Origin of the sequence: Marinomonas sp. UCMA 3892, assembly GCF_012726345.1 — a bacterium.
Lineage (GTDB): Bacteria > Pseudomonadota > Gammaproteobacteria > Pseudomonadales > Marinomonadaceae > Marinomonas.
Map to the genome: position 1 here is coordinate 25,611 of NZ_PTXN01000013.1, position 16,638 is coordinate 42,248.

Sequence of the window (16,638 nt, forward strand, 5' to 3'; positions counted from 1 at the left end):
ACTTCGTTTGGTCGCTTTATTTCTTTGGCTCTGCGCTTTCTGGGCGAATAAACACAGGAGTATCTTTTGTTGATTGCTGAGGATCATAGCGATAACCAGCAAGGTCAAATGCCTTAAGTTCTTCTAGCGTTTCACAGCGATTTTCAATGAGATAGCGAGCCATCAAGCCACGGGCTTTTTTTGCATAAAAGCTAATCACTTTAAATTTGCCGTTTTTTTCGTCGAGAAAGTTTGGGCTAATTAATGGTGATGTTAGCTTTTTTTTGTTTACCGCTTTGAAGTACTCGTTAGAAGCTAAGTTGACGAGTAATTCTCCTTCTTTGAGAGTTTCATTGATCTTGTCAATAATGATGTCTCCCCAGAATTGATAGAGGTTGCTGCCTCTGTCGTTCTTTAGGCTGGTCCCCATTTCTAATCGATAGGCCTGCATTAGATCTAATGGTTTTAGCAGCCCGTACAGACCGCTTAAAATACGCAGGGACTTTTGTGCGTACTTCATATCACTTTCATTTAATGAGTAAGCATCTAGCCCTGTGTACACATCGCCCATAAAGGTATAAATGGCAGGGCGGCTGTTATCTCGAGTATGTTCTTTTTGCCATTCTTGATAGCGAGATACGTTAAGCGTAGCAAGCTTGTCGCTGAGCTTCATAAGGGAAGCTATATCCGCCGGTGAATACGGTTTAATCGTATCGATGAGCTCTTTAGATTCATCTAGCAGTTCAGGTAAGCTAAACGTATCAATACTAGGGGTCGAGGTTAGGTCTAATGTTTTCGCTGGTGATATTAAAAACTTCATAGGTATTCCATCTGCTTGATCATTGCGTTTCCTAAAGATTATCCATAGAGTGTCGATAGATATCCAGACAATGCTTTAATAGAGACAATTTATGAAGAATAATCTGATACCATTCCCTTCTTCTCGTCAGAGTAGTAACGAAAAAGAAGTTCCTCTTGCGTCAAGTGATGAATTAAAGGCTCTTAGAACGGCTTTTGATAAGGCTCGAGCTGATTGGGTAATTGAGCTTGCTGAGTTACCTGAAAATAATAAAATTTGCTGCGGCTCTAAAAAATAATTCGATAGTTTACGGTTGTTTTTATATTGGGCTGCCTATTAAGGTGTTTAACCCATGTTGCTTTTCCTTGTTCGAAACTCCCTTCTTTTCATGTTTGTGTTTGCCATACTCGGTTTTTTATTGCCTTCTATTTCGTTAGCTTTTTTCCCCTTTTTACCCATAGTACTTTTTACCCTAATGTCATTAACACTGTTGGGTATGAAGCAAAATGAATTAATTAAACGATTGAGTAGTAAAGGAATATGGCTCTATGCCATGTTGCATTCTGCGGTATTTATGGGAGTAGTAAGTGTTATTGGTTGGTGGCTGTCATTTGATTCAGATCTTTTATTGGCCATTGTTGCCGTCGCTGCTACTGGGTCTTTGTTTGCTACGCCTGCAATTGTTAGGGCATTAGGTTTTGATAGTCTACAAGCTATGGCGATGACGATAGCAACAACATTGGTTTTGCCTGTTTCTATTTTTATCACGTTGATATTTTTTCAAACCGAAAGGGTGGAGCTTGACTGGAATAGTTATCTTGTCCGTTTAGTGGTTTTTATTTTTGGTCCAATGCTGTTTTCATTTTTGGTTCATCGCTTTTTTCCAGAGGAAGCATTAAGTCGTTTCTTGATGAAAATTTCGCCTTATACCATTTTGTTGGTGTTTGCTTTTCCGTTCGGATTGGTTGGTAGTTTTCGCGTGTTATTTGATCAAGACCCAATAATGGCATTGAATTACTTTCTGATCGCAACGGGTTTGTGTTGTTTATTCTTTGCTTTGTCTTATCTTTTTTATCGCAAGCACGGCAAAGCGATTGCACTAACGGCCGCGATTACTTCTGGTAATCGAAATGTCTTACTGACATACAGCATTGCTGGTGTTTTATTGGGCCCTGCCTTTTTACCTCTAGCGGGTGCTTTACAAATACCTACATATTTATTACCAGTTTTTACTCGCTGGCTAAATAGAAACTTACTAAAGTAGTACTTAGATAAATTCATCTTATGGTTAAGTTAAATTGGTTTTATCTAAAACTGCCTTTTTATAAAGTTTCAAGGATCGCTTTTCTATGCGCCAAAATATGCCAGTGACAAATCAAGAGAAAACATTCTCTAAAGATGAGAAGCTCATTACGACTACAGATTTGAAAGGAAAAATACTTCACTGCAATGATGCATTTGTAAAAATTAGCGGCTTTGATAAAAGTGAGTTAATTGGCAGCCCTCATAACATCGTACGCCATCCTGATATGCCTAAAGAGGCATTCAAAATTATGTGGGACACTTTAAAGCAAGGAAAAGCTAGGATGGGCTTGGTGAAAAATCGCTGTAAAAATGGCGACTTTTACTGGGTGGATGCTTACGTAACCCCTGTCACTGAAGGTGGAAAAGTTATTGGTTATGAATCTGTTAGGACCGTGCCTAATAGAGAAGACGTAGCACGAGCAGGAAAAATCTATCAACGAATCAATAGTGGTAAAAATGTTCAGCCAAGAGCCTTTATGTCATGGAAGCTAGTGCTACCTTTGGTTGGTGTCGTTTTGGCAGTGGCGGCTGGCAGTGTTAACGTCATGTATGGTGCAGGTGTTTTGGCAGTGGCAAGTTTATTGGCGAATGTTCTGTTTCTTCTGAACCATTCTAAATTGCAAGCGACTTTAAAGCAGCGATTATCAACTGCTTTTCTTCATCCTCTAGCCGGCATAACTTATTCAGATACTTCTTTGGATATCGCAACACTTGATGTAGGTGTAAAAAGCTTGTTATCGAGAATGGATGCAGTGTTGACGCGTTTTGAAGATGAATCTTTGAAAGTTAGTGAGCAGTCTAAAACAGGTCTTGAACTTACCATTGAAACGACCAAAGGAATGGTAAGTCAGCAGCATGAAACTCAAGATGTTGCTGCGGCAATGCAGCAAATGACAACCACAATCAACGATGTTGCTCAGCATGTGCAGATGACGGCAGATAGTGCTAAATCTTCTTCTAAGGCAGCAGAAAATGGACAGAAAATTGTAGAAGAGACACGTCAATCAATTCATCAATTAAGTGACACGGTAAACAACATCGGTGCGACTGTACAAGAATTGGCCGATCGTTCCGAACAGATTGCACAAGTAGCGCAAATGATAGATCAAATCGCTGAGCAGACTAACTTGCTGGCACTGAATGCGGCAATTGAGGCGGCTCGGGCGGGAGAGCATGGTCGAGGTTTCGCCGTCGTGGCGGATGAAGTTCGCCAGTTAGCGCAAAGAACTCAGGATTCGACTAAAGACATCCATCATATTATCGAAACCTTACGTAGTGGCGCGAAAAACTCTGTTGCTATCGCAAGCCAAGGAAAACAGGATGCTTCACAAGGCCTAGAGAAAATCATGGAGATGGAAAGTGCATTTGGCAGCATAGTACAGGGCGTATCTCAAATATCGGAAATGGCTATGCAAATGTCTGCTGCAGTAGAGGAGCAGGCTCAGGTGTCAGAGGATATTAATCGGCAAGTCGTGCGAATTTCAGACTTGTCAGTTGAGAGCTCTGAAAAATCAAATCAATCAAGCGATAGTATTAGAGCTTTGCAAGATGTAGCGAATAATATGCATGAGTTGGTGGTGCGATTTAAATAACGCTTTACTTTTTTGGGGAATTTTAACGATTAGCTCTATTTATGAATAATAAAAACGCTGTTATGAAAATAACAGCGTTTTTTTGTGTCTATATACTTTGCAAATGAGGTTGCTAAGGCAGGGGGAGCGGTTTTAATTGATTACTAGCATTGCTCAGATTAATCATCATTAGCTCTTGGCTTGCTTTGGTGTCGCCCATGGCTTTTAGTAAACGACTAAGTTCGGCAAGTGCTTCGTTTTGTGTATCAAGAGAAAGTGCTTGCTCATAATAGTCTCTTGCTTTACCCCACAGCATCATTGATTGGCTCAAGCGGCCACAGACAAGATATAAGTTTGCACTTGCTGGCTCTTTTTTAAGCCAGTTTTCACAATGGGTTAATAGCTTTTTAGTATTGTCTTGTTTTATGTTGCCATATTCATAAACCAACTCATCAGACCATCTGTTATTTAAGCTATTGCGAATAAAGCTTTCCGCTTTTGCATCGTCGCCGAAATGAATTAGGGTGTGAGCATAGAGTTGTCTCATCCTGTCATCTTGAGACAGAGTGTCTAATTTATTCCATAGGTTTTCTACTTCAGCAACCAGCTCTTTTTTGTTTTGTCCAAGCTTATTACGAAACTTTATTTTATCAAGTAGAGCTAAAAATGCATTTCGTTCTAGCTCAAGCATATTATCATCATCGAATATGCCATCTTTTTTGAGTATTGGGGTTAGAGTGAGTAGGGCATCCCAGTCTTTTAGCTGCTTGTAAACCGTGACAAGCATTTTTAATACTTGTTTGTGTTTTGGTTTCAGCTTTTGCAGACGCAAAAGCGAGGCGAGAGCGCCTTCATAGTGCTCTTGCTTTATTTGAATTTGGCTTTGAGCAAAGCCAATGGCAAATTCTGCCTCTGGTGTTGACTTATGGGCGGAGCGTAATAATGCTTTTGAGCGTTCATGTTCATCTTGTTCACTGGCAGCATAAGCGGCACCAATATAATTAATCAATGGATAGGAGACTTTTTCGGCGCTGTTGGTTAGTAATTTCTCTGCTTTATTCCAATTGCCACCAACGAGCTCCAACATGCCTCGAATAGTATTTCGTGATGCTCTCTTTTGAGCCAAATTGCCAGTAACTTTTGCTAAAGAGTTGCTGGGCCTTAGGGCTATAAATAGAATGCGCTTTACCCAGCTAAGTACAAATAGTGCGATAACCATGGCTACAACTAGGACCCATAAACTGGTTTCAATTGTAACGCCATTGTAAGCCACGAGCACATAGCCACTGTCTTGACGCATCAGTAGCCCTAATACACCACCCACTGCCATCATGATGACAAGTAAGAAAAGGAGTTTTCTCATGCCTTATCTCCTAGGTCGGTTTGAGGTACGGTCGTGCTTTCGCTTTTTTTCTCGCTTTCTATTTGAGGCTGCTCAACATTATCGGAGGTATTTGGTTTGATTGAGCTGCGGTTATTCCACTCCTTCATCAATGATTTCATCGCCATTAATGATTCTCTAGGGAGTGGTAGGTCTGGTGATGGATTCAGCTGTTGCAATACGGTTAGACTGGCCAAGAATGTCGTAACAATATTTGATTGAGTTTCGAAATGCTCTGTTGTTGCATTTGCAACACGAGACAGCGCTTGTTGGTAAATCATTGGTTCGCCTTTGATTAAGGCTACCTGAGCAATTTCCAGTTGTAGTTGTATACCTGTAATGAGCTCTTGATATTCTGTAGGCGGCAGCAAGGCTTTTATTGGTTTGTGATTGTAATTTATGACCACTAGTGAACGTATGGATTTCCAAAAGCTTTCTAGGGCTGAAGTTATTTTGCTGGTTGTAGAGTCATCAGCTTCTTTTGTTTTCTCTATGGTATTTGTTTGCCACTCTTTGGATGGTTCTCGTTGAGGTAGAGTTTGAACATTATCATATAAAGCGTTTAGCTTGAGATAAGCGCCTTCTAAATCAAATTGGCTAATGGACTTTAACGCTTGGATGTCTTTTGCCAAGGCTTTACGAGTTGCAAATACTATAGGGTCTTCGAGTTCATTAAGAATATCATCAGCATTGATGAGTAATGTGACCGCCCCGCTATTGTCAGACTCAAGTAGTAAGCGTTGATTAGCAAGACGAATTAAATACTCAGCCTCAGCTAATTTCCAATCTTCTTTGGTGGTGTTGTTAAGTCGATTAAGCTTTGATTCAAGTGATAGTAGCTTTTCGTCCTGTTGAGCTTGTTGGACAGCGAGCTCATTTTTTTGCAATAAGATTGTCTGCTCTGACGTTCTAACTTGTTCAATTAGTTGATTAAACTGAGATTTATTCAGCGTATTGGCGTTTAACTTATTGTCGAAATCAGTTTGTTGAGTTGTTAATTGCTGAATGTCTTTGTGAAGTGTACTTTGAGTACTTTGGAAATATAACCAGCCACTTGTTGCCAGAGCGACAGCCGACAGGCCAAAAGAAAGTGAGACAAGTAGATTGATTGCTGGCTGTGGTGTATTTTTTTCTTTAGCCTTTTCAGGCATATCTGGCTGCTGCTTTTTGCTTTTTGTTTCAGCTTCAGGTGTTGTCTCAATAGCGTCGTTTGGATGTTGCTCTTGCTTGTTATTCTCAGTCATTCTATTTTCCTGTGTGAAATTCTGTCGCTTTGATCAAGCTATTATCGTCAGCGCCATTTGCGCACGAGGCATTTATCCAACCCATTTCTTTTGCTTGCTGATTGACTCTGATACTAGGTGTGAGTATAGGCAGCGTTTTCCATTCTGGTTTATGCAGCGACACGTATTCTGAAAGATTGCGCAAACTTTCTCCACTGGTTATCCATATTAAATTGATATCGGGCAGCATGAAGAAAGTTTGAGCATAATAGATCGGTTTTTTTCTATCGTAGAGCGACAAATAGCTGACTTTTGCACCTCGCTCTTCCAGTTTATTAGCGAGCTCTGGGCGTCCACCTTCGCCACGAATAATCAATACTTTCTGATCTTTCATTTTGGCAGGCTTTAACCATTCGAGTAAGGCTTCAGTAGTATGTCCAGGATTCGATATGGCTGGAATGCCTTCATTTAATAGTGTTTGTGTTGTGCCTTGGCCTATGCCGATCCAATGAACATTGGTGGGTATCATTGGCCAGCATTCATCTAGCCAGTCGCACGCGAGACGAGCGGCATTTTTACTAACAAATATAACGTAATCAAACGTATCGATATCAAAAATTTGTGCCCGAATAATAGCTTTTTTGTTTACATCTTCTACAGGCTTAATTTCCAGCATTGGAAGTGGTACAGCTACCCAGCCGTAAGCGCGAACGCGCTCACGGCTAAGCGAATTTTCAGGTTCCGGGCGGGTTATTAGGATACGACAGTCTTGCACTAAAGTTTTGCCTATTCTATTTTGCTTTCTAATTGAACTTCTTAATTACTATTATTCTTCATTGTATAAGGCATTAAGTATGATGTCTGCGCCGCGAGCAAGTAAGTCATCAGCCAATTGAACACCAAGGGATTTAGCGTCGTCTTTGTGGCCACGAATCTCGCCTTCAATCATAGTTTTGCCATCAGGACTACCGACCAAGCCTCTTAGCCATAGTGTGTCATTTTCCAATATAGCAAAACAAGCAATGGGAGCTTGGCAACCACCATTAAGGCGTTCGTTTACCGCACGCTCGGCTGTAACGCGAATCGCGGTTTCTTCATGTTGTAATGGTGCTAATAAATTAATGGTTTGAATGTCATCTGAACGGCATTCTATTCCCATAGCACCTTGTCCGCCCGCTGGGAGGCTGGTTTCAGCGGGAATTCTTTGTCGAATTCGATCAAGCATTTCTAGGCGAACTAAGCCTGCCGTTGCCAAAATAATAGCATCGTATTCACCGTCATCCATTTTTTTTAGGCGCGTATTCACGTTGCCGCGAAGGTCTTTTATTATCAGGTCGGGGCGTTTCATGCGTAACTGGCAGGAGCGGCGTAAGCTGGATGTACCTACGATCGCACCGCTTGGTAGTTGATCAAGTGATTCTACTTTATTAGAAACAAAGGCATCGTGTGGATCTTCGCGTTCACAGATGACAGCGAGACCTAATCCTTCAGGAAAGGCCATTGGTACATCTTTCATAGAATGTACCGCAATATCGGCTAGACCTTCGGTGAGCGCGTTTTCTAGTTCTTTAACAAAAAGACCTTTGCCGCCAATTTTAGAAAGTGGTGAATCTAAAATTTGATCGCCTTTTGTTGTCATGCCAAGCAATTCAACTTTCATATCAGGATAGAGGCTTTCTAGTTGCGCTTTGATGTTATTGGCTTGCCAAAGGGCTAACTGACTTTCTCTGGTTGCGATCACAATTTTATCTTTCACTTCATCTCCTAATGACTTGTAGATGGATAAATATCTTTCACTTTTCCTCATCAATGATACTCGTTAAGAAGGAGTCCGTCATCTTTCAATGCTTTATAAGTCGAGGCGCTTAATGTACTCTTGGCAGCTGTTTGAATTTGTGTGGGAACCAATCGAATGACTGATACTAATAAAACCACGAACCAGCAATGGGGTGGTCGTTTTTCTGAGCCTGTTGATGCGTTTGTTGCGCGTTTTACTGCGTCTGTTGAGTTTGATCAACGTATGGCAAAACAGGATATTCAAGGGTCAATTGCACATGGCAAAATGCTTGCTAGTGTTGGTGTTTTGACTGAAGAAGAGCGAGATCAGATTATTCAGGGGCTGACTGAAATCGAAGACGAAATTGCTCGTGGTGAGTTTGAGTGGTCTGTTGAGTTAGAAGATGTTCACATGAACATTGAAGCCCGTTTGACGCAAAAAATCGGCATTACCGGCAAAAAATTGCACACAGGCCGTTCTCGTAATGACCAAGTTGCTACAGACATTCGTCTTTATATGCGTGACGAAGTCGATTTCTTATTAGAAGAAGTAACACGCTTGCAGCAAGGTATATTAAGTCTGGCTGAAAAAGAAGCCAACACCATTATGCCTGGCTTTACGCATTTGCAAACGGCTCAGCCTGTTACTTTTGGTCATCACCTGATGGCTTGGTATGAAATGATGCAACGTGATTACGAGCGTCTAGTTGATTGCCGTAAACGTATTAATATTTTACCGCTTGGCGCAGCTGCGCTCGCTGGAACAACTTATCCAATCGATCGCCATATGACGGCTGAGTTGCTAGGTTTTGAACGCCCAACTTACAACTCTTTGGACTCAGTAAGTGACCGAGATTTTGCCATCGAATTTACGGCAACGGCATCTATTATCATGATGCATTTGTCCCGCTGGGCGGAAGAAATGGTGATGTGGGTATCTGCTCAGTTTAACTTCATTTATTTACCAGACCGCTTTTGTACCGGCTCTTCAATTATGCCACAGAAGAAAAACCCAGACGTGCCAGAATTGGTTCGTGGTAAAACTGGTCGTGTTTATGGGCATTTGATGGGGCTGCTAACCCTGATGAAGTCACAATGCTTGGCTTACAACAAAGATAACCAAGAAGACAAAGAACCTTTGTTTGATACGGTTGATACGCTTAAAGGCTCATTGCGTGCATTTGCCGATATGATTCCTGCCATTGAATCTCGTAAAGAGCACATGTATGAAGCGGCGCGTCGTGGCTTCTCTACGGCGACGGATTTGGCTGACTACTTGGTTCGTCATGGTGTTGCGTTCCGTGATGCACATGAAGTGGTTGGTAAAGCGGTTGGTTATGGGGTGAAAGAAGGTAAGGATTTGTCTGAAATGACGCTAGAAGAGCTTCAGTCTTTTGGTAGTATGATCGAAGCCGATGTTTTTGATGTTTTGACTCTTGAAGGTTCTGTGGCAGCTAGGAACCATATTGGTGGAACGGCACCAGCTCAAGTATTAAAAGCGGTCGAACGTGCTAAAGCAGACCTTACTACAAGATAAGTTTGTTTAGATAAGCAGGCTGGAATTATTTAAAACGGCTACCTTTGTGTAGCCGCTTTTGTTTCGGTGATTTTTTAGAAAGACAGTTATTTTGCTGTTTGATCTAAATTGAATGGTGAGTCAGGCCCTAATAACTCATTTGTAATTATGCTAGGTGAAATATTTAGCTCAAAGTGAAATAACTTGGATTTTATCCCACAACCATCAAATACAATGGCCCAACCTTCATTGCTACCTTCTTTTGGTAGTCTCCAGCAGACGCCTTTGATATTGACGTAGCGTGTACCATCTGCGTCTTTGGTGATTGGGTAGTCAACTTCTTTTGTTAAACCTTTCAAATAGTCTTTTTGTGCTTTCTTCGACTCTGCGATTTTATCTCTCAATTCTTCAGAGAAAACACCTGTTAGTGCTTCTTCTTTTACATCTGGTGACAAAGATACTTTTGATAAATCGAGCAATTCTGGTTTGTCGGAGCTTAATTGAGGTGTATTAAGACTTGGGCTCAGTATGCTGTCTTGTAAAGGTGTTTCTGATAACAGCTGCTCATTGTCTATGTTGTTTATTACTTCTTGAGGATCAAATCCATTACTTCTTTCACTTAGTTCTTTGCCAGTTGGTTTTTCAGGTGCAACGCTGGCCAGTGGTTCAGTTGGTGTTATTGAGTCTATCTCTTCTATTTGTTCCGCTTGCTTAGTTTCTGCGGGTTGTGTTTCTTCTGTAGCCAGCGTCGTTTCAGCTTGCTGAACAGCTGCTGGTCTAGTGGCTTTGTCTTGGCTAAATACCTCTTCTTCAGCAGATTTATTGTTTTGTGCTGTTTGTGTTGCTGGTAATAAAAACAATTCAAAAGTAGAGGGTTGTTGCGTGTTTATATCAAACCAATGTTGGCTGTCTGATACTTCGATTATGAGTATGTGTATTGTGATGGCGCAGACAAGTGCAACCATCCATGGGGCAATCTTGTTTTTCATTAAGCTTCTTGTTTTTTGTGTTTTGTTGAAGTTAGCGATGTTTGAGTCCAATTTAAGTCAGTGTCTTTATAACTTGAGGTAAATATAGCAAATTCAAGGTAAAGCGCATGCCTATTCTGTTTAAAGAATATTGTCTAAAGAATATCTATGTAATTAGCTCGCTGGGGTTGGGAAACGAACTGGCTGCAAGGTATACTGTCTCAATCAAAAATAGAAGAGATAAGATGATGTTTAAGTTGCTTTCAGTGTGTGTTTTGGCTGTTTTCCTTACAGCTTGCGGAAATAAAGGTGCGCTTTATTTACCGAGTGATGCGGCTGAAACGCAGCAAGAATCATCTTTATAGCTGAGGATTCCCTTTTGGACTTTTTTAATTATTCGAATCAGACTCTGCATGCAGAGGATGTTGCCTTGTCAGATGTTGCTAATCAGTATGGTACGCCTTGTTACGTATATTCTCGTGCCACTCTTGAACGTCACTATAAAGCTTACGCAGATGCATTCGCATCACACCCAACCTTGATCTGCTATGCGGTGAAAGCTTGTTCTAATATTGCGATTTTGAATGTCTTAGCTCGCTTGGGATCGGGCTTCGATATTGTATCTGTAGGCGAGCTTGAGCGTGTTTTAAAAGCTGGCGGCGAACCTTCAAAAGTCATGTTCTCCGGTTTAGGTAAGCAAGCAGAGGAAATGCGTCGGGCGTTAGAGGTCGGTATTCATTGCTTTAACGTTGAATCTGAAGCGGAATTATACCGATTGGATAAAGTTGCTGGCGAAATGGGCAAATTGGCCCCTGTGTCTTTGCGCGTGAATCCAGATGTCGATGCTAAAACTCATCCTTATATTTCAACGGGTTTGAAAGAGAACAAGTTTGGTATCGATATTAAAGACGCGGTTCGTATCTATAAAATTGCCCATGAATTACCTAACTTAAATGTTATGGGCGTAGATTGTCATATCGGCTCACAATTGACGGAACTAAAGCCTTTCTTAGATACATTTGATCGTCTGATTGGTTTGGTAGATGAACTAGCTGAAGTCGGCATTACAATTAAACACCTTGATCTAGGTGGCGGGTTGGGTGTTCGTTATCGTGACGAAGTACCACCAGAGCCTGCAGATTACGCTAAGCTACTGCTTGAGAAAGTAAAAGGTAGAAATTTCGAACTGGCTTTTGAGCCAGGTCGTTCTATCGCAGCGAACGCTGGTATTTTATTAACTCAAGTTGAGTTTTTGAAATGCAATCCGCATAAAAACTTCGCCATCATTGACGGTGCGATGAATGACCTTATCCGCCCATCTTTATACGGCGCATGGATGAACATTGTTCCTGTATCTTTGTTGCCAACGGCAGAGGGTAAGCGTAACTACGATCTTGTTGGTCCTATTTGTGAGACTGGCGATTTCTTGGGTAAAGATCGGGAATTGGATATTCAAGCTGGTGATCTATTGGCTGTGCGTTCTGCTGGAGCTTATGGCTTCACCATGTCATCAAATTACAATAGCCGTAATCGTGCAGCGGAAGTCATGGTCGATGGTGATAAAACCTATTTGATTCGTGCTCGTGAAACGATTGAACATCAGTTAGCTGGTGAGCAAATCTTGCCAGACTAAGGAGTTCGTTGTGTTATTAAAATTTACCAAAATGCATGGTCTAGGAAATGATTTTGTTGTGGTCGATGCGGTGTCTCGTAAGGTGTTTTTTAATAAACAGCAAATCGAGAAGCTGAGTGATCGCAACTGGGGGATTGGCTTTGATCAGCTTTTAGTGGTTGAACCACCCACTGATCCAGATATGGATTTTCGTTATCGTATCTATAATTCAGATGGCAGTGAAGTTGAACATTGTGGAAATGGTGCTCGTTGTTTTGCTAAATTCGTGTTGGATCGAGAATTAACAAATAAACGCATTATTAATGTGGAAACAAAACGTGGTGCGATCCAACTGCGTGTGCTGGACGGTGGTTTGGTTACGGTAGACATGGGAGCACCAAGTTTTGAACCGCAAGATTTGCCATTTACAGCAGAGCCTTGTGACGCTCTTTACAGCATAATGGCTGAAGATACTGAATATTTAATAACGCCTGTGTCAGTTGGTAATCCTCATGCTGTGATCAAAGTTGATCAACTAATGGATGATGAAGTTGCTAAGGTTGGTGCGTTGATTGAGTGTCATGAGCGCTTCCCTAGAAAGGTGAATGTTGGCTTTATGCAGGTTGTTAATCCTGATGAAATCAACTTACGTGTTTATGAACGTGGCGTGGGTGAAACTCAGGCTTGCGGAACAGGTGCTTGTGCGGCGGTTGTTGCTGGAATCAAGCAGGGATGGTTATCACCTAAAGTGACGGCCCATTTGCGCGGCGGAGATTTACATATTGAATGGCAGGGCGAAGGTTCGCCTGTTCTTATGACTGGTCCCGCTGAGAAAGTATTCGAAGGTCAAATTTACCTATAGAGGGACTATGAGCGAAGAAGAAGTTATTCAATATTTGTCAAAAACACCGGATTTTTTTATTCGGCATGCTGATTTGTTGGAGAGTCTAACGCTTCCTCATCCAGTCAATGGAAAAGTAGTTTCGTTACTTGAATATCAGGTGAATTTGTTACGTAAAACGACGGCCGATTATCGTGCTCAGTTTGAGCGCTTAGTCGAAGTGGCTCGTGAAAATGAGTCTACGATGCAAAAAAGCCGTCGTTTAGTATTAGCAGGTCTTACTTGTAGTACTTTAGACGATTTAGCAGTAATTATCGATGATATGGTGAGAGACGATTTTGAGGTGTCTCACCATGCATTGGTTTTATTTGGCGAGTTCCCTGATAGTGCTGTTAGGTCTCATAAGCTGGTGGAAGACGATGTGTTTTTGTCTCATGCTGCTGGGTTTACAGACTGTTTTTGTGGAATGTTGCCAGCAAATGAGATGAGCTTTCTTTTTCTTGATGACGCTCCGTCTATCCGCTCTGTTGCTGTTTTACCACTTCTTTCGCGAGAAGGTGGAGAGGTTAGAAAATGCGGTGTTCTTGTATTGGGAGCAGAAAATAAATCGGCTTTTGAAAAGGAAAAAGGTGCCTTATTTCTTCAGTACCTCGCTGATTTATTGAGTGCGATTTTATTGAGGTTGTTACCGTGAGCATGCTTATTACCTTTGACCTTGATAACACTTTATGGGATGTTGCTCCGGTTATTATGAGAGCGGAATATGCCATGGAGTCTTGGTTTGAAGAACGCTTTCCTGGTTTTTCGCAGCAATACTCTTTTACCGCTAGAGAAGAACTAAAAACCCAAGTCTTATCTAATAGTCCAGAGCTGGCGCCTAACCTAACGGCTATTCGTTTGGCTGTATATGTGTTGGCGCTAAAGCAATTTGGCTTACCTTCTGAAGAGGCTGAATCAATTGCGGGGGCAGCATTGGCTCACTTTTGTGAGTGGCGTCAAAAGGTTGATCTTTATCCTCACGCTGTGGACGTCTTGGAAACCTTGAGTCGGGATTATACTTTGGCGGTTATTACTAACGGTAATGCTGACGTCTTTCACCCTTATATCGGTTTAGGGCAGTATTTTGATTTTGCTATTCGAGCAGACCAAGTCGGTATTGCAAAGCCTGCAATTGACGTATTTTCAATAGCTGCAAAAAAGGCGGGCGTAGATTTATCTGAGCTCATTCATGTGGGCGATCATCCAATGGATGATGTGTTTGGTGCGTCGAACGCAGGCGCAAAAAGTATTTGGTTTAATCGCCATGGTGCGCAGCGTTGGGGGGATGATTGGGGGGCTCGCTCTCATGCAGAAATACATTCCTTACTTGAGTTACCTACGGTGATTCGATCTTTAAGGTCATAGCATTTTTCTATTGCTTTAATTGGGTAGAACTCATTTTTACCCCAATCATTTAGTGATACACTAACCATATTCATTAGTTAAATATAGAATTTTGAGGAATTATTATGAGCGAGATCACAATCCAAATCACTGATGCTCAATTTGCAGAAGAAGTGCTTAATTCAGAGATCCCTGTCATTGTAGATTTCTGGGCACCTTGGTGTGGCCCTTGTAAAATGATTGCGCCGGTTTTGGAAGATGTTGCTGCTGAATACGCAGGCAAAGTAAAAGTTGTAAAACTTAACGTTGACGAAAACCAAGAAACTGCGCCTAAGTATAATGTTCGCGGTATCCCTACTTTGCTTATCGTTAAAGGTGGTGAAGTAGTAGCGACTAAAGTGGGTGCAGTGTCTAAATCTCAATTAGTAGACTTTGTAAACAGCGCTATCTAATTACTAATAGGGCTATTGTCCTGATTAGATCGTTATTTGTGTTATAAAAAAGCAGCCAGACGGCTGTTTTTTTTTGTTTTTACTATCCTGCCCTATGACCAACCTACAAAAAAGTAGGTCTGTTTTATCCCTATATCTGTTGCCGCTTTTTGCCGTTCTTCTTTTTATTCTAAGTAAGTCTATGAAAAATAAGGTTATTATTTGTTGGCACTATAATTGCTTTATGTGGAGTGTGTAGATAAATAATATTTTTCTTTGAGGATCCAATGGCTATTTCTTTCGCTAGTGCATTTGCTGGACATGACAAGACGCTTGAGTTTCGAAGTGCGAGAGCGGCGGTCCTTGCAAATAATATTGCCAATGCAGATACGCCAAATTATAAGGCGAGAGATATTTCGTTCGATTCTTTTTTAAATAATGAAAGTAAAAAATTACAGCTTGCTGGAACCAATTCTCGCCATATTTCAGGTGAAGGTTTTTCTGATGAGCCAGAAGGTTTGTTATACCGAAATGCGAATCAGCCATCTTTGGATGGTAATACGGTTGATATGCAAAGAGAGCAAGCAGAGTACGCTCAAAACTCATTACAGTTTGATACGAGTTTTATGTTCTTGGATCGAAAAATTAACGGCATGAAAAAAGCGCTTACTGGGAATTAATGACGATGTCTTTGAGTAATATTTTTACTATTTCTGGATCTGCAATGAGTGCTCAAACCATACGTTTGAATACGATTGCAAGCAACATGGCAAACGTAGACAGTGCGGCAAGCTCTGCAGATCAAACTTATCGTGCCCGTAAGCCCGTATTTTCACAAATGATGAATGACAGTATGCGTGAGTACGGTTGGAACAATGTGAATAAAGATGATACCGGTGCTGGTGTTGGTGTAAAAGTAGATGGCATTGTGGAATCAGATGCACCTTTACAACCTCGATACGAACCAGATCACCCAATGGCAAATGAAGATGGTTACGTGTTTTATCCGAACGTAAACCCGATGGAAGAGATGGCAGATATGATGTCAGCGTCTCGTTCTTTTCAGACAAACGTAGAAATTATGAATTCAGCCAAGAGTATGATGCAAAAAATGCTCACGCTTGGGCAGTCATAGGAGCTGACAGATGGCAAATATATCTGACTCGAAAGGTCTTAATGGGTTGATTTCCCAATATGGGACCGAAGCGGCTAAGACAAAGGCTGGTATTGAAAAGCCTGAGGTGAAGAAAGATGAGGCGGCACTTGCTGATCAAAATGTCTTTTTGAAGCTTTATATAGAGCAGCTTAAAGGGCAGGATCCTACTGCACCGCAAGATACCAATGACATGGTGGCGCAGATGTCTCAATTTAGTTCGTTAGAGCGACTCACTAGTATCTCTGATCAATTAGAAAATATGGCTACTTCGCTTACGTCGAATCAAGCACTCAGTGCTTCTACCTTAGTTGGTAAGTCTATTTTGATGGATGGTAGTAAGGTGAAGGTGGGGGATAATGTTGAGGCTGTTCAGCTCAAAGCTACGATCCCTGAAAACTCTCAGGCTGCAACATTAAAAATATACGACGCGGACAACCGTCTTGTTCGTACCGCCGAGCTAAGCACGGGTGAGTATAAGTGGGATAAGTTAGATGATGAGGGAAATGTTTTGCCGCCTGGTGAATATCGTTTTGCCGCATCATCAACCAATGAGCAAGGCGAAATATCGGCGATAAGTACTCAGGTTCCTACGCGTATTCAAGGTGTCACCATAAATGGTGAAAATGGCACGGTTTTAAACGTGGAAAACCACGGCAAAATTAAACTTACGAACGAATTAGAAATATTAGGGTGATTG

The 16,638-nt window shown here is 41.4% G+C and carries 19 protein-coding genes; 13 read left to right on the top strand and 6 right to left on the bottom strand.

Features of this window, described 5'->3' with window-relative positions:
- Positions 1–16: 16 nt before the first annotated feature.
- Positions 17–799 (bottom strand): peroxide stress protein YaaA, encoded by a 783-nt coding sequence (gene yaaA / locus B6N13_RS17175; RefSeq protein WP_169460091.1) that lies wholly within the window; start codon positions 797–799, stop codon positions 17–19.
- Positions 800–890: 91 nt separating this feature from the next.
- Between yaaA and B6N13_RS17180 the strand changes: the two genes are divergently transcribed.
- The 3 genes from B6N13_RS17180 to B6N13_RS17190 all read left to right on the top strand — a co-directional run bounded on the left by B6N13_RS17180 (position 891) and on the right by B6N13_RS17190 (position 3,675).
- Positions 891–1,076, top strand: coding sequence for a hypothetical protein (locus B6N13_RS17180; RefSeq protein WP_048814112.1), 186 nt, complete (start codon positions 891–893; stop codon positions 1,074–1,076).
- A gap of 54 nt (positions 1,077–1,130) precedes the next feature.
- Positions 1,131–2,042: a hypothetical protein gene (locus B6N13_RS17185; RefSeq protein WP_169460092.1), complete on the top strand. Its 912-nt coding sequence runs from the start codon at positions 1,131–1,133 to the stop codon at positions 2,040–2,042.
- Positions 2,043–2,127: 85 nt separating this feature from the next.
- A complete protein-coding gene (locus tag B6N13_RS17190) occupies positions 2,128–3,675 on the top strand; it encodes a PAS domain-containing methyl-accepting chemotaxis protein (protein ID WP_169460093.1) in 1,548 nt (515 codons plus the stop codon).
- A gap of 112 nt (positions 3,676–3,787) precedes the next feature.
- Here B6N13_RS17190 and B6N13_RS17195 read toward each other — a convergent pair whose 3' ends face one another.
- From B6N13_RS17195 to hemC, 4 genes are read right to left on the bottom strand one after another with little or no spacing between them, the layout of a single operon-like run.
- Positions 3,788–5,017 carry a heme biosynthesis HemY N-terminal domain-containing protein gene (locus B6N13_RS17195; RefSeq protein WP_012071261.1) on the bottom strand — a complete coding sequence of 410 codons (1,230 nt, stop codon included), beginning with the start codon at positions 5,015–5,017 and terminating at the stop codon, positions 3,788–3,790.
- On the bottom strand, positions 5,014–6,279 hold the full coding sequence (locus B6N13_RS17200) for a uroporphyrinogen-III C-methyltransferase (protein ID WP_169460094.1): 1,266 nt from the start codon (positions 6,277–6,279) through the stop codon (positions 5,014–5,016). The genes B6N13_RS17195 and B6N13_RS17200 overlap by 4 nt, the downstream gene beginning before the upstream one ends.
- A gap of 1 nt (position 6,280) precedes the next feature.
- Complete coding sequence (locus tag B6N13_RS17205) at positions 6,281–7,033, bottom strand: uroporphyrinogen-III synthase (RefSeq protein ID WP_169460095.1); 753 nt, start codon at positions 7,031–7,033, stop codon at positions 6,281–6,283.
- 51 nt (positions 7,034–7,084) lie between these two features.
- Positions 7,085–8,014 (bottom strand): hydroxymethylbilane synthase, encoded by a 930-nt coding sequence (hemC, locus tag B6N13_RS17210; protein WP_085987552.1) that lies wholly within the window; start codon positions 8,012–8,014, stop codon positions 7,085–7,087.
- A 156-nt stretch (positions 8,015–8,170) separates the two neighbouring features.
- Here hemC and argH point away from each other — a divergent pair, with 156 nt between their 5' ends.
- Positions 8,171–9,571 (top strand): argininosuccinate lyase, encoded by a 1,401-nt coding sequence (gene argH, locus B6N13_RS17215; protein WP_012071257.1) that lies wholly within the window; start codon positions 8,171–8,173, stop codon positions 9,569–9,571.
- A gap of 86 nt (positions 9,572–9,657) precedes the next feature.
- On the opposite strand, the gene B6N13_RS17220 is transcribed toward argH, so the two are convergent.
- Positions 9,658–10,539 carry a hypothetical protein gene (locus B6N13_RS17220; protein ID WP_169460096.1) on the bottom strand — a complete coding sequence of 294 codons (882 nt, stop codon included), beginning with the start codon at positions 10,537–10,539 and terminating at the stop codon, positions 9,658–9,660.
- 107 nt (positions 10,540–10,646) lie between these two features.
- Here B6N13_RS17220 and B6N13_RS23215 point away from each other — a divergent pair, with 107 nt between their 5' ends.
- The 9 genes from B6N13_RS23215 to B6N13_RS17265 all read left to right on the top strand — a co-directional run bounded on the left by B6N13_RS23215 (position 10,647) and on the right by B6N13_RS17265 (position 16,635).
- Positions 10,647–10,883: a lipoprotein gene (locus B6N13_RS23215; RefSeq protein WP_048814109.1), complete on the top strand. Its 237-nt coding sequence runs from the start codon at positions 10,647–10,649 to the stop codon at positions 10,881–10,883.
- Between the two features lie 14 nt (positions 10,884–10,897).
- Entirely contained in the window at positions 10,898–12,151 is a 1,254-nt protein-coding gene (lysA, locus tag B6N13_RS17230; protein WP_012071255.1) for a diaminopimelate decarboxylase, read from the top strand.
- 10 nt (positions 12,152–12,161) lie between these two features.
- Complete coding sequence (gene dapF, locus B6N13_RS17235) at positions 12,162–12,992, top strand: diaminopimelate epimerase (RefSeq protein WP_169460097.1); 831 nt, start codon at positions 12,162–12,164, stop codon at positions 12,990–12,992.
- Between the two features lie 7 nt (positions 12,993–12,999).
- Positions 13,000–13,665 (top strand): DUF484 family protein, encoded by a 666-nt coding sequence (locus B6N13_RS17240; RefSeq protein WP_012071253.1) that lies wholly within the window; start codon positions 13,000–13,002, stop codon positions 13,663–13,665.
- 2 nt (positions 13,666–13,667) lie between these two features.
- Positions 13,668–14,375 (top strand): HAD-IA family hydrolase, encoded by a 708-nt coding sequence (locus B6N13_RS17245; protein ID WP_211172922.1) that lies wholly within the window; start codon positions 13,668–13,670, stop codon positions 14,373–14,375.
- A gap of 104 nt (positions 14,376–14,479) precedes the next feature.
- Positions 14,480–14,806 carry a thioredoxin TrxA gene (gene trxA / locus B6N13_RS17250; RefSeq protein WP_169460098.1) on the top strand — a complete coding sequence of 109 codons (327 nt, stop codon included), beginning with the start codon at positions 14,480–14,482 and terminating at the stop codon, positions 14,804–14,806.
- A 266-nt stretch (positions 14,807–15,072) separates the two neighbouring features.
- A complete protein-coding gene (flgB, locus tag B6N13_RS17255) occupies positions 15,073–15,465 on the top strand; it encodes a flagellar basal body rod protein FlgB (protein ID WP_012071250.1) in 393 nt (130 codons plus the stop codon).
- A 5-nt stretch (positions 15,466–15,470) separates the two neighbouring features.
- Positions 15,471–15,920: a flagellar basal body rod protein FlgC gene (gene flgC / locus B6N13_RS17260; protein ID WP_169460099.1), complete on the top strand. Its 450-nt coding sequence runs from the start codon at positions 15,471–15,473 to the stop codon at positions 15,918–15,920.
- A 10-nt stretch (positions 15,921–15,930) separates the two neighbouring features.
- Positions 15,931–16,635: a flagellar hook capping FlgD N-terminal domain-containing protein gene (locus tag B6N13_RS17265; protein WP_012071248.1), complete on the top strand. Its 705-nt coding sequence runs from the start codon at positions 15,931–15,933 to the stop codon at positions 16,633–16,635.
- The last annotated feature ends 3 nt before the right edge of the window (positions 16,636–16,638 follow it).

Coding starts and splice junctions, on each gene's coding strand:
- B6N13_RS23215 (WP_048814109.1), top strand. CDS start 10,647: ATGCCTATTCTGTTTAAAGAATATTGTCTAAAGAATATCTATGTAATT.
- B6N13_RS17180 (WP_048814112.1), top strand. CDS start 891: ATGAAGAATAATCTGATACCATTCCCTTCTTCTCGTCAGAGTAGTAAC.
- B6N13_RS17220 (WP_169460096.1), bottom strand. CDS start 10,539: ATGAAAAACAAGATTGCCCCATGGATGGTTGCACTTGTCTGCGCCATC.
- trxA (WP_169460098.1), top strand. CDS start 14,480: ATGAGCGAGATCACAATCCAAATCACTGATGCTCAATTTGCAGAAGAA.
- yaaA (WP_169460091.1), bottom strand. CDS start 799: ATGAAGTTTTTAATATCACCAGCGAAAACATTAGACCTAACCTCGACC.
- B6N13_RS17265 (WP_012071248.1), top strand. CDS start 15,931: ATGGCAAATATATCTGACTCGAAAGGTCTTAATGGGTTGATTTCCCAA.
- B6N13_RS17190 (WP_169460093.1), top strand. CDS start 2,128: ATGCGCCAAAATATGCCAGTGACAAATCAAGAGAAAACATTCTCTAAA.
- B6N13_RS17185 (WP_169460092.1), top strand. CDS start 1,131: ATGTTGCTTTTCCTTGTTCGAAACTCCCTTCTTTTCATGTTTGTGTTT.
- B6N13_RS17240 (WP_012071253.1), top strand. CDS start 13,000: ATGAGCGAAGAAGAAGTTATTCAATATTTGTCAAAAACACCGGATTTT.
- flgB (WP_012071250.1), top strand. CDS start 15,073: ATGGCTATTTCTTTCGCTAGTGCATTTGCTGGACATGACAAGACGCTT.
- argH (WP_012071257.1), top strand. CDS start 8,171: ATGACTGATACTAATAAAACCACGAACCAGCAATGGGGTGGTCGTTTT.
- flgC (WP_169460099.1), top strand. CDS start 15,471: ATGTCTTTGAGTAATATTTTTACTATTTCTGGATCTGCAATGAGTGCT.
- B6N13_RS17245 (WP_211172922.1), top strand. CDS start 13,668: ATGCTTATTACCTTTGACCTTGATAACACTTTATGGGATGTTGCTCCG.
- B6N13_RS17195 (WP_012071261.1), bottom strand. CDS start 5,017: ATGAGAAAACTCCTTTTCTTACTTGTCATCATGATGGCAGTGGGTGGT.
- B6N13_RS17200 (WP_169460094.1), bottom strand. CDS start 6,279: ATGACTGAGAATAACAAGCAAGAGCAACATCCAAACGACGCTATTGAG.